Source organism: uncultured Thiohalocapsa sp., assembly GCF_913063425.1.
Classification (GTDB): Bacteria; Pseudomonadota; Gammaproteobacteria; order Chromatiales; family Chromatiaceae; genus Thiohalocapsa.
In genome coordinates, this window is the sequence record NZ_CAJXYK010000017.1 from 91,689 (window position 1) to 103,277 (window position 11,589).

Below are 11,589 nucleotides of genomic sequence, written 5' to 3' on the forward strand. Positions count from 1 at the left end.
CCGTCTCGAAACAGCTCGCGCTGGGACGCGACGACGCAACCCAACGACGCTGCGGCTGCGGGCCGTCCAGCCAAGTCAGCGAGGATCAGCCTTGTTCTTTGCGTCGCAGCGGCGTTGCGAAAGCAAGCAATGTCGTCCCCGCCTGGTGGGCTGTGCTGCGACGAGCCCCGCAGCCCTCAACCGCTCACCGGAATCGAAAAGGTCCAGAAGTTGACGATGAGGTGGGCGACGATGCTCGCCACGAAGCCGAGGGCAATGTACTTGGTCCACTTCAGGTGCTCGAAGAAGGTGTAGATCCCCTTCGCCTGGCCCATCAGCGCCACGCCTGCGGCGGAGCCGATGGAGAGCATGCTGCCCCCCACGCCGGCCGTCAGCGTCGCCAGCAGCCACTGGCCCTGGGACATGTCTGGATTCATCGTGAGCACTGCGAACATCACCGGGATGTTGTCGACGATGGCCGACAGCACGCCCACCATGGTGTTGGCGAAGGTCGGGCCTACGTCCACATAGGCAAACTGCGACACCAGCTCCAGGTAGCCGATGAAGCCCAGGCCGCCGACGCAGAGGATGACGCCGTAGAAGAAGAGCAGGGTGTCCCACTCTGCCCGCGCCACCTTGTTGAAGATGTCGAAAGGCATGCTGTCTTCGAGGGTGCCCGCCCGCACCGTCGACAGCTCATGCGTTTTGTACAGGTAGTACGAGAAGAACTTCAGATACGCGAGCCCGGTCATCATGCCGAGCACGGGTGGCAGGTGGAAGAAGTTGTGCGCGCTGACCGCGGTGGCGATGGTGAGCAGGAAGAGCAGCACAATGCGCTTGGCCCCGCGCTTCATCTTGACCACCTCGTCGCTGGGCGGCGGCGTCTCGTCCGGGATGGCCTTGTGCATGAAGTAGGCGGGGACGAGGTAGTTCACCAGGGAGGGGATGAACAGCAGGAAGAAGGTCTGGAACTCGATGATGCCGTTCTGCCAGACCATCAGCGTGGTGATGTCGCCGAAGGGGCTGAAGGCGCCGCCGGCGTTGGCAGCGACGACGATGTTGATGCAGCCGATGGCCACGAAGCGCGGGTTGTCCGCACCCACCGCCATCACCACCGCACACATGAGCAGCGCCGTGGTCAGATTGTCCGCCACCGGCGAAATGGCGAAGGCCAGGAACCCGGTCATCCAGAACAGCTTGCGGTAGCCCCAGCCGCTGCGCACCAGCCAGGCCCGCAGCCATTCGAAGACCAGCCGCTCTTCCATGGCGTTGATGTAGGTCATCGCCGCGAGCAGGAACAGAAAGAGCTCGGCGAACTCCATGATGTTGTGATGCACCGCGTCTGCGACGAGGTGGTGGTCGCCGTGGTGCCCGGTGTAGTAGTAGGCAATGATGAGCCAGATGACACCCGCCGCCAGCATCACCGGCTTGGACTTGCGCAGGTGCGTGAACTCCTCCGCCATCACCAGCCCGTAGGCGACGGCGAAGATGCCGAGCGCAGTGAAGCCGACCCAGGTGGCGGTCAAGTCGAGGCGCTCACCGCCCTCTGACGCGAACGCCAGGCTCGGCACCAGGACAAACAACAGGGCCAGCATCGTCTTCACTGCCGGATGATGCATGGGAGCTCCTTCGGGAATCGGCTTGGTGGGAAGTCGTGACCGAACGGCAGGTCGATGCCGGGTGTGCAGCGTGTCAGGCATGCCGCCGCGGCGCCTGCGAAGGGCGCAATTGTAGTGGTTTTCTCGGGCGTCGCCGAGTGGGTACCGAGTGTCGGACCGGGGTCAGCGGATGGCGGCGAAGAAACCGGGCTCTGCTGCCGGCCTGCTGGGGCGCCGGCCTGTTGGGGCGTCGGCGGGAGGCCACCGGCGCCCGCGAGTCAGGAGCCCGCGGGTCGGCGCCCTGTAGGTCGGCGGAATGGTTGGGCTCAGTTGGAGTGCTTGCGGCTGCCGGCGGCCGGTGCGGCGCCGGCAAGGTTCTCGATGGTGGGCAGGTTCAGGATCTCGACGTGCTTGCGGTCCACCTTCACCAAGCCCTCATCCTGGAAGCGGGTGAAGAGCCGGCTCACGGTTTCCACGGCGAGCCCGAGGTAGTTGCCGATCTCGTGCCGCGACATGCTGAGGTAGAAGTCCGTGGGGGACAGACCGCGCTTGCTGAGCCGCTGCGACATGCTCACCAGGAAGGCCGCGAGCCGCTCCTCCGCGTTCTTCTTACCCAGCAGCAGCAGCATTTCGGCGTCGTGCCCGATCTCCTTGCTGAGCAGCCGATACATGGAGTGCTGAAGGCTCGGGATGGACGCCGCGAGCTCCTCGAAGCGCTGGAAGGGCACCTCGCAGATGGCCGAGGTCTCCAGCACCTTGGCCGAGCAGGCGTGGGCGTCCTGATCGATGGCGTCGAGGCCGATGATCTCGCCCGGCAGGTGGAAGCCGAGCACCTGCTCCCCGCCTTCCTCGCTCGGCGTGTAGGTCTTCACCGAGCCGGTCTTGACGACGTAGAGCGAGCGGAAGCGCTCACCGCTGCGGAAGAGGTGGTCGCCTCGGTGGAGGGGCCGCGAGCGCTTCACGATGCTGTCCAGCCGGTCCACATCCTCCGGCGACATGCCCATGGGTAGGCACAGCTGAGACAGCGTGCAGTTCTTGCAGGCGACCCGGATGGTCTCGAAGGAAATTACTTTGCGTTGAGTCAAGGCAGTGTACCTGGCTGGTTGACGTTCTCATTTTGCAACCCAGGTTGACATGCATCAAGGCCGATTCCCGCCGCTTTCACGCGTCTGTATTGGTGAAATTACTGAGGGGGCTGCGACGAAGCCGGATTGTGTGCTGCCGTAACGGCGGCTGGGACCGTCGGGCGACACGGCGCAGATGGCAGCGGCTCCGAAGGAGCGGACGCGGGGCGAGATGCGCGAGCGGGTGGCCGTCACCCATGCCTGCCAAACAAAAACCGCGCCCGAAGGCGCGGCTCCTGCGGCCGCCGGCGGGCGGCCCGAGGCAGGCGAGACCCGCCCTTACTTGGCCTGTTCGCCGGCCGGAGCGGCGGGCGCAGCCGGCGCGCCATAGGGAGCGCCGTAGGGCATGGGCGGTGCACCATAGCCGTAGCCCGGGTAGCCGTAGCCCGGATAGCCGCCGTAGCCGCCGTAGGGATAGCCGTAGCCGTACCCGCGCCCATAACCGTAGCCGCGACCGTAGCCACGACCATAGCCGCGGCCGCCGCCGGACATGCTCATGTTGAAGTCGCCGTAGCCGTCGCCGAACATGTCGCCGAGCATGTCGCCCATGCCGTCACCCCAGCCGGAACCGTAGCCGGGGCCGCCGTAGCCCGGGCCCCACCAGGCCTGCGCGGCGCTCATGGAGAAGGTGGCCGCACCGGCGATGGCGGCGATGCCGAAGATCTTGGCAAGCTTTTGCATGATCTGACGCTCCAAAGGGATCTCGTGTGAATTCAGCGTGCCGGGGCGGCGACGGCCGTGCAGGCCGACGGTCGGCCCCGGTGGTCCGTAGGATACGAACGCGGCGCAGTATACGTGTCCGGTTTCGGCTTGTGAAGTGCGCTAAAAGGCGGTTTCTTGGGGCAATTCGCCGCAAGTGGGGATGCCGCGGACGCTTTTTCGGCGCGAATTGAGGACGGGGGGCTAATTTGCTAACGTCCTGCCTGCGCTCGTGCTCTCACCCGCGGGTCGGCCCCGTCGTTGTCGGGTTTTCAGGAAGCCATGACCAAGCTTATTTTCGTCACCGGCGGCGTTGTGTCGTCCCTCGGTAAAGGCATCGCGTCCGCGTCCCTGGGCGCGCTGCTGGAGGCCCGCGGGCTGCGGGTCACTATGATCAAGCTGGACCCGTACATCAATGTGGACCCGGGCACCATGAGCCCGTTCCAGCACGGCGAGGTCTACGTCACCGACGACGGCGCCGAGACCGACCTGGACCTGGGCCACTACGAGCGGTTCCTGCGCACCCGCATGGGCCGCAACAACAACTACACCACGGGCCAGATCTACGAGAGCGTCATCCGCAAGGAGCGCCGCGGGGACTACCTCGGCCGCACCGTGCAGGTGATCCCGCACATCACCGACGAGATCAAGTCCAGCATCCTGCTCGGCGCCGACGACGCCGACGTGGCCCTGGTGGAGATCGGCGGCACCGTGGGCGACATCGAGTCGCTGCCGTTCCTGGAGGCCATCCGCCAGATGCGCGTGGAGCTCGGGCCCCGGGCGGCCATGTTCATCCATCTCACGCTGGTGCCTTACATCCGCACCGCCGGCGAGATCAAGACCAAGCCCACCCAGCACTCGGTGAAGGAGCTGCGCTCCATCGGCATTCAGCCCGACGTGCTGCTGTGCCGCGCCGAGCACGACCTGCCGGACGACGAGCGCCGCAAGATCGCGCTGTTCACCAATGTGCCGGAGAACGCAGTTATCTCTGCGGTGGACGCCGACAACATCTACCGGATTCCCATGCTGCTGCACGCCCAGGGGCTGGACGCACTGGTGGTGGAGCAGTTCGGGCTCGAGGTGCCGGCGGCGGACCTGGCTGAGTGGCAGCGGGTGCTGGACGGCTTCGAGCACCCGCACCAAACCGTCACCGTCGGTATGGTGGGCAAGTACATGGACCTGACCGAGGCCTACAAGTCGCTGTCGGAGGCGCTGGCCCACGCCGGTGTGCACACGGGCACGCGCGTGCGCATCCACTATCTGGACTCCGAGGAGATCGAGCGCACCGGCACCGAGTGCCTGGTCGGCGTGGATGCGGTACTGGTGCCGGGCGGCTTCGGCGAGCGCGGCATCGAGGGCAAGATCGCCGCCGCGCGCTTCGCCCGCGAGCACCGGCTGCCCTACCTCGGCATCTGTCTCGGCATGCAGGTGGCCGTCATCGAATACGCCCGCGACGTCGCCGGGCTCGCGGGCGCCCACAGCACCGAGCTCGACCCCGAGACCCCGCACCCGGTCATCGCCCTCATCACGGAGTGGCAGACCGAAACCGGCCAGCGCGAGACCCGCGCGGCGGACGCCGACAAGGGCGGCACCATGCGCCTGGGCGGGCAGAACTGCCGGCTGGAGCCGGGCAGCCTGGCGCGGCGGACCTACGGCCGCCACCAGATCCGTGAGCGCCACCGGCACCGCTACGAGTTCAACAACAGGTATTGCGACCTCATGAAAGACGCCGGCCTGCGCTTCTCCGGATGGTCACTGGATTCCAAGCTGGTGGAGATCGTCGAAATACCGGATCATCCCTGGTTCGTGGGCTGCCAATTCCACCCCGAGTTCACGTCCACGCCGCGCGACGGTCATCCGTTGTTCCGGGGCTTCATCGAGGCCGCCCTGGCGGAGCGGGGTCGCCGTGCGGCGGCGCCGTCGGCGGACAAGGTGGCCTGACGGCACCGTCGGCATCCAGCGTCGCCGGCGACCATGCCGGGCGCCGGTGCGCCGGCCCGCAAACAACTTCCTGCACCGCAAACGGCCCTCACCACATCGTCTCAAGCTCAACGACAGGCTCCCCATCGGGCGATTGCCCCTGCTGTAACCGCGACCCCTAGCCGGAGAACCGAACCATGTCCGAGATCGTCGATGTCCGCGCCCGCGAGGTGCTCGACTCCCGTGGCAACCCGACTGTCGAAGTCGATGTCATCACCGCCGACGGCGCCATCGGCCGCGCCGCGGTCCCTTCCGGCGCCTCCACCGGCTCGCGCGAGGCGCTGGAGCTCCGCGACGGCGACAAGGCCCGCTACGGCGGCAAGGGCGTGCTCAAGGCCTGCGCCAATGTCAACGGCGAGCTGAAGGACGCCGTGACGGGCATGGAGGTCACCGAGCAGGAGGCCGTCGATCGCAAGATGATCGACCTGGACGGCACCGACAACAAAGGCCGGCTGGGCGCAAACGCCATCCTCGGCGTCTCCATGGCCACCGCGCACGCCGCGGCGCAGGAGCGCTCCCTGCCGCTGTACCAGTACCTGGGCGACGACGCCGTCACCCTGCCGGTGCCCATGATGAACATCATCAACGGCGGCGAGCACGCGGACAACAGCGTGGACTTCCAGGAGTTCATGATCCTGCCCGTGGGGGCGTCGAGCATCCGCGAGGCGGTGCGCTACGGCGCCGAGGTCTTCCATGCCCTCAAGGCCGTGCTGAATGGCCGCGGGCTCGCCACCGGCGTCGGCGACGAGGGCGGTTTCGCGCCGGACCTGCCGAGCAACGAGGCCGCCATCGAGGTGATCCTGGAGGCCATCGACAAGGCCGGGTTCAAAGCCGGCCAGGACGTCTTCCTCGGCATGGACGTGGCGGCGTCCGAGTTCTACGAGGACGGCACCTACAACCTCAAGGGCGAGGGCCGCAAGCTCGACGCCGCCGGCATGACCGACCTGCTCATCGAGTGGTGCGACAAATACCCCATCCTCAGCATCGAGGACGGCCTCGCCGAGGGCGACTGGGACGGCTGGAAGGACCACACCGACCGCCTCGGCGGCAAGGTGCAGCTGGTGGGCGACGACCTCTTCGTCACCAACACCAAGATCCTTCAGGAGGGCATCGACAAGGGCATCGCCAACTCCATCCTCATCAAGGTCAACCAGATCGGCAGCCTCACCGAGACCCTGGAAGCCATCAAAATGGCCGAGGACGCGGGCTACACCGCCGTGGTCTCGCACCGCTCCGGCGAGACCGAGGACACCACCATCGCCGACCTGGTGGTCGCCGCCGGCACCGGGCAGATCAAGACGGGCAGCCTGTCGCGCTCGGACCGCGTCGCCAAGTACAACCAGCTCATGCGCATCGAAGACCAGCTCGGCGACGCCGCCGTCTACCCCGGGCGCGCCGCCTTCAAGCACCTCTGAGCGCCCACCGCTGAGCCCCCCCTTTTTCAGCTTGGGACCCCACAGGCCATGGACACGCAGCACAGGACCGGGACATGACACGCTGGGTCATCCTCGGACTCCTGCTGCTGCTGGGTCTGCTCCAGTACCGGCTCTGGGTGGGCGACGGAAGCCTTGCCGAGCTGCATGCCCTGCGCGCCCAGATCGACGAGTATCGCCAGGAGCTGGAGCGCCTGGAAGCCCGCAACCTCGCCCTGGCCGCTGAGGTCGAGGACCTGCGCAGCGGCCTCGAGGCCATCGAGGACCGCGCCCGCAGCGAGCTCGGCATGATCCAGCGCGGCGAGGTCTTCCTTCAGGTCATCGAAAAGCCCGAGCAGGAGGGCGGCCAATGAGGCATGGCGCCGACTTGAGCCGGGCGTGCCGCCGGGTGGGTCGCAAGTGAGCACCGGCGTGCGCTGCTGGGGCCTGATCCCTGCCGCCGGCGTCGGCCGGCGCTTCGGTGCCGAGGTGCCCAAGCAATACCTGGCCCTGGCCGGTCGGCCCGTCATCGACCACGCCATCGGCGCCTTCGTGGCGCATCCCGGCATCGCCGGCTGCGCCGTGGTGCTGGGGGCCGAGGACGGCTGGTGGGCGGATGTCAGCGCCTACGCCGGCCATCCCAGGGTGCTGCGGGCGCCGGGCGGCGCCGAGCGCTGCCATTCCGTGCGCAACGGCCTGGAGGCGCTGGCGCAGCGCGCCGCCGACGAGGACTGGGTGCTGGTGCACGACGCCGCGCGCCCCTGCCTGCGCCGCACCGACCTGGACCGGCTGCTGGAAGCCCTGCAAGATGAGCCCGTGGGCGCCCTCCTTGCCGTCCCCATCGCCGACACCGTCAAGCGCGCTGACGCCGGCCAGGTGGCAGAGACCCTGCCGCGCAGCGCCCTGTGGCGTGCCTACACCCCGCAGGCCTTCAGGCTCGGGCTGCTGCGCCGCGCCCTGGATCATGCCGCAACCAAGGACCTCATCGTCACCGACGACGCCAGCGCCGTGGAGCTTCTGGGCTTAAGGCCGGCACTCGTCGAGTGCAGCGCCGACAACATCAAGATCACCCGGCCGGAGGACCTGCCCTTGGCGGCCTTCTACCTGGAACAACAACGGGAGACGCCATGCTGATCGGGCAGGGTATCGATGCCCACCGCTTCGCACCCGGCCGCCGCTTGGTGCTGGGCGGCGTGACCATCCCCCACGACCAGGGCCTCGCCGCCCACTCGGACGGCGACGTGGTGGTGCACGCCCTCTGTGACGCCCTGCTCGGCGCCGCCGGGCTCGGCGACATCGGCCACCACTTTCCGGACACCGACGCGGCCTATGCCGGCATCGACAGCCGCATCCTCCTCGGGCGCGTCATGGAGGCACTGGCCGAGCGGGGTTTAACCGTGCACAACGCGGACCTCACCATCGCCGCGCAGCAGCCCAAGCTCGCCCCACACATCGCCGCCATGCGCCAGATCCTGGCGGCGGATCTCGGCTGCCCGCCCGAGCGGGTCAACGTCAAGGCCACCACCACCGAGCGCATGGGCTTCACCGGCCGCGGCGAAGGCATCGCGGCCTTTGCCGTGGTGCTCCTCGAACAGTCGTGAGCGCCCAGGACCCGCCCCCCGGCGCCGACACCGCAGTGGCGCCTCAGCCAGGCGACAGCGCCATCGGCACCCCGCCCTGGCGCAGCTTCCGCACGCTGCCGCACGCCCACGGCGCCCCCCTGATCCGCTTTCGGTTGCGCTCGCAGCCGGCGGACTTCGTCGTGGACGAAGTGCTCGCCTTCGGCCCCGACGGCGACGGCGAGCACCGCCTGCTGCGGGTCCGCAAGACCGACGCCAACACCGACTGGGTGGCGCGGCGCCTCGCGGGTCTCGCCGGTGTGCCGCATAAGGCCGTCGGCTATGCCGGGCTCAAGGACCGCTTCGCCGTCACCACCCAGTGGTTCTCCGTGCATCTCGGCAAGCGGCCCGAGCCGGACTGGACGCTGCTCGCCGGCGACGGCATCGAAGTGCTGGAGGCCCATGCCCACAAGCGCAAGCTCCGCCGCGGCGTGCTCGCCGGCAACGCCTTCGATCTGGTGCTGCGAGACGTGCACGGCGACACCGAGGCCCTGGCCGCACGGATCGACACCCTGGCCCGCGAGGGCGTGCCGAACTACTTCGGCCCGCAGCGCTTCGGCCGCGACGAAGGCAATCTGCACCGCGCCGCCGCCATGCTCACCGGTGCCCCGGCCGAGGACGACCGCGGTCGCCGCGCCGACCGTCACCTGATGGGGCTGTACCTCTCCGCCGCGCGCTCGCAGCTCTTCAACGAGGTACTTGCGGCGCGCGTGGAGCGCGGCGACTGGCACAGCGCCCTGCCCGGGGAGCGGCTGCAGCTGCGGGGCAGCCATTCCCACTTCCTCGCCGAGACCATCGACGAGCGCATCCACGCGCGCGTGGCCAGTGGCGATGCCCAGCCCACCGGGCCACTGCTCGGCGCCGGCGAGCCCCTCACCGCCGCCGAGGTGGCGGCACTGGAGGCCCACATCACCGCGCCCTTCGCGCAGTGGCAGCAGGGCCTCGCCCACGCCGGCCTCAAGCAGGAGCGCCGGCCCCTGGTGCTCTACCCCGAGGCCCTGCGCCTGCACTGGACCGCGCCGGATCGGCTGCGTATCCAGTTCAGCCTGCCCGCCGGCAGCTATGCCACCGCCCTGCTGCGGGAGCTCGGGGACTGGGAATAAGATCATCATCGCCCGGAGCGAGCCGCCGGAGCGGAGCCTGCGGGTGATCGAAGAAACACCTGGCGCCTCGGTCGACGCCAGGCCTGCGCGACAGCTTTCTCCCGCAGAGCAGACGCTGGGCGCTTGACGACGGTGGGCAGCAATCGGCCAGAAGCCGACATTGACGGCCCCAGCCTCCCGCGGCAGCATGCAGCTTTGAGCGGACCAAACCTGACCTAAGCTAAGGTCGCACGAGACGCCGCCACCTCCGCCGGGGTCGGTGATCGTCTATCGCTCGCCGAGGGTCTCGTACTTCTGGATAACTGGCGGTTCAGAGGAGTTATCCGGAAACGGGATGATCACTTGTTGGGCATGGAACCAAGAGAGACGATGCAAGAGAAAGTATATCTCGACTCCACCATCCCCAGTTATTACTTTGATAATCGTGAATCCGTAGCTGCCTTTACAGCGGTTACAAGAAAATGGTGGACAGAAATGTCCACCAGCTACGATCTTTTCATATCTGACGCAGTGCTCCAGGAGTTGAATGCCGGCGATTACCCGCGAAAAGATGAAATCATCGAATTCGTGTCAACGATTCCGTTGCTGCCGCTAACCGCGGATCTTGAGCATATCGTCGAGTTCTATGTGGCCAACTACGTTATGCCGAAATCTCTGGTCGGAGATGCACTGCACCTGGCCTGTGCGAGTTATTATGATATGCAGTATCTCCTTACATGGAACTGCAATCACCTCGCTAACGCGAACAAGAAGCGGCACATCCGAGTGATCAATGGCCGTCTTGGTTTATCAACACCTGAAATAATCACACCGCTTGAGCTATTTGCAGAGGAAGAGAATCAATGATTGAGTCAGAAATACTCCAGGAAAAGTATCGCGTGCAGAAGCGGCTATCTGAAGAAAACACTTCTATCCACGATTATCTCCTACGTTCACATCTAGCCGCAGAGCAGGTTGCCACGTCACACGGGTTTCGCCTCCAATACGCAAAATTGCCCCACAAAAGGCTCCAGCCGACTGCCGAAAGTGCCGCTCGCTCCGCTCGCGCCACTTTCGGCAGCGGTTGAGCCAATCGTTATTGAGCCTGCCCCCAGGTAGTTCAATCTGGGGAAAAGGGGCCAGGGGGAAAAGGGGCCAGGGTCAATTAAATGTCGTTCTCCGCTCGCGTAATTGACCCTGACCCCTTTTCCATCGGGACTCTCCACAGTCGTGTGCTTGGCGGCTCACGAACGGAGTTTCTCCGATGGACTCCTGCAAATGTCAAACTGCTACTGTCACTCCGGCAAAGCCGGGGGATTACCTTTTCCATTTATTGGGGGATAGCTCAGGGGCCGACCACCTTCGCCGAGGAGTGACGCGGCGGCAACGAAAATGGTGAAAATGGTAAAGCGTCACCGTAACTCCTGGTCCCAATCCGATTATGCGTGTGCGCATCGGTCCCGAGTTGTTGCGCAGGCTTTCGGCTTCAACTGGTGCATTATTTTCATGAGACATCTTGACAACCTTATCCTCGGAGTTGTTTTGCTCGTCGTAATTGATGTTGCTCATGCTGACACCTATCGTTGCTTAGGAAGTGAGGTCGTCACCGAACCGTTTACCTACGATCTCAGCATCGAGCATGATCATATCGATGTCCATATAACCATCAACGATCAATTGCCGACGAGAAGATACTTCGTGGTCGGAAAGGAACAGAGAACGATCTTCGCCAGCAATGTCCGAGCTACCCCCTCAGGCGCGACATCTGAGAGCGTTATATCGGTCGGTACGATCGTTTTCGACGTTAAGCGCAAGGTACTTTGGGATCTTAATATAAATTACTGGCCTGATCGACCAGGGGTCGTAGACAAATGGGGTCCGTTTGGAAAGAACGCGCCAGTGTTCTTTAACGGGCCATTTAAATGTACTGAGAGATAGTTTTTTCGCCAGATTAAGCAATAACGTTATGCGCCTTGTCGGCACTAGAGACTGCCGTTCCACGCCCCCTGTGTCAGGCTAGTTGTCGCCTCCACCTTGTAGGACTGTAACCGCAACAGGGGGCGAAGACGAGAGACCCGTGCCGAGATACTCCGACG

The 11,589-nt window shown here is 65.6% G+C and carries 10 protein-coding genes; 7 read left to right on the forward strand and 3 right to left on the reverse strand.

What is annotated here, in order from left to right; translation table 11 throughout:
* Positions 1-176 precede the first annotated feature (176 nt).
* From nhaD to QZ607_RS11550, 3 genes are all read right to left on the reverse strand, one after another.
* On the reverse strand, positions 177-1,598 hold the full coding sequence (nhaD, locus tag QZ607_RS11540; RefSeq protein ID WP_295882777.1) for a sodium:proton antiporter NhaD: 1,422 nt from the start codon (positions 1,596-1,598) through the stop codon (positions 177-179).
* Between the two features lie 305 nt (positions 1,599-1,903).
* Positions 1,904-2,662, reverse strand: a complete 759-nt coding sequence (gene fnr, locus QZ607_RS11545) for a fumarate/nitrate reduction transcriptional regulator Fnr (RefSeq protein ID WP_295882778.1) — start codon at positions 2,660-2,662, stop codon at positions 1,904-1,906.
* A 318-nt stretch (positions 2,663-2,980) separates the two neighbouring features.
* The gene (locus QZ607_RS11550) at positions 2,981-3,382 is read right to left on the reverse strand and encodes a sulfur globule family protein (RefSeq protein WP_295882779.1); all 402 of its coding nucleotides are present in this window, start codon (positions 3,380-3,382) and stop codon (positions 2,981-2,983) included.
* A gap of 300 nt (positions 3,383-3,682) precedes the next feature.
* On the opposite strand from QZ607_RS11550, the gene QZ607_RS11555 reads away from it, so the two are divergent.
* The 7 genes from QZ607_RS11555 (at position 3,683) to QZ607_RS11585 (ending at position 10,360) form a co-directional block, all read left to right on the forward strand.
* Positions 3,683-5,341: a CTP synthase gene (locus QZ607_RS11555; RefSeq protein ID WP_295882780.1), complete on the forward strand. Its 1,659-nt coding sequence runs from the start codon at positions 3,683-3,685 to the stop codon at positions 5,339-5,341.
* Positions 5,342-5,517: 176 nt separating this feature from the next.
* Positions 5,518-6,795, forward strand: a complete 1,278-nt coding sequence (gene eno / locus QZ607_RS11560) for a phosphopyruvate hydratase (protein WP_295882781.1) — start codon at positions 5,518-5,520, stop codon at positions 6,793-6,795.
* A 74-nt stretch (positions 6,796-6,869) separates the two neighbouring features.
* The gene (ftsB, locus tag QZ607_RS11565) at positions 6,870-7,166 is read left to right on the forward strand and encodes a cell division protein FtsB (RefSeq protein ID WP_295882782.1); all 297 of its coding nucleotides are present in this window, start codon (positions 6,870-6,872) and stop codon (positions 7,164-7,166) included.
* Between the two features lie 46 nt (positions 7,167-7,212).
* Complete coding sequence (gene ispD / locus QZ607_RS11570; protein ID WP_295882783.1) at positions 7,213-7,926, forward strand: 2-C-methyl-D-erythritol 4-phosphate cytidylyltransferase; 714 nt, start codon at positions 7,213-7,215, stop codon at positions 7,924-7,926.
* Positions 7,920-8,393 (forward strand): 2-C-methyl-D-erythritol 2,4-cyclodiphosphate synthase, encoded by a 474-nt coding sequence (gene ispF, locus QZ607_RS11575; protein ID WP_295882784.1) that lies wholly within the window; start codon positions 7,920-7,922, stop codon positions 8,391-8,393. The genes ispD and ispF overlap by 7 nt, the downstream gene beginning before the upstream one ends.
* Complete coding sequence (gene truD, locus QZ607_RS11580; RefSeq protein WP_295882785.1) at positions 8,390-9,514, forward strand: tRNA pseudouridine(13) synthase TruD; 1,125 nt, start codon at positions 8,390-8,392, stop codon at positions 9,512-9,514. The genes ispF and truD overlap by 4 nt, the downstream gene beginning before the upstream one ends.
* 369 nt (positions 9,515-9,883) lie before the next feature.
* Positions 9,884-10,360 (forward strand): type II toxin-antitoxin system VapC family toxin, encoded by a 477-nt coding sequence (locus QZ607_RS11585; protein WP_295882786.1) that lies wholly within the window; start codon positions 9,884-9,886, stop codon positions 10,358-10,360.
* The last annotated feature ends 1,229 nt before the right edge of the window (positions 10,361-11,589 follow it).

What these genes read in the sequence shown, in the direction of transcription:
- QZ607_RS11550 (WP_295882779.1), bottom strand. Translation starts at nt 3,382, where the DNA reads ATGCAAAAGCTTGCCAAGATCTTCGGCATCGCCGCCATCGCCGGTGCG.
- QZ607_RS11555 (WP_295882780.1), top strand. Translation starts at nt 3,683, where the DNA reads ATGACCAAGCTTATTTTCGTCACCGGCGGCGTTGTGTCGTCCCTCGGT.
- ispF (WP_295882784.1), top strand. Translation starts at nt 7,920, where the DNA reads ATGCTGATCGGGCAGGGTATCGATGCCCACCGCTTCGCACCCGGCCGC.
- QZ607_RS11585 (WP_295882786.1), top strand. Translation starts at nt 9,884, where the DNA reads ATGCAAGAGAAAGTATATCTCGACTCCACCATCCCCAGTTATTACTTT.
- ftsB (WP_295882782.1), top strand. Translation starts at nt 6,870, where the DNA reads ATGACACGCTGGGTCATCCTCGGACTCCTGCTGCTGCTGGGTCTGCTC.
- eno (WP_295882781.1), top strand. Translation starts at nt 5,518, where the DNA reads ATGTCCGAGATCGTCGATGTCCGCGCCCGCGAGGTGCTCGACTCCCGT.
- nhaD (WP_295882777.1), bottom strand. Translation starts at nt 1,598, where the DNA reads ATGCATCATCCGGCAGTGAAGACGATGCTGGCCCTGTTGTTTGTCCTG.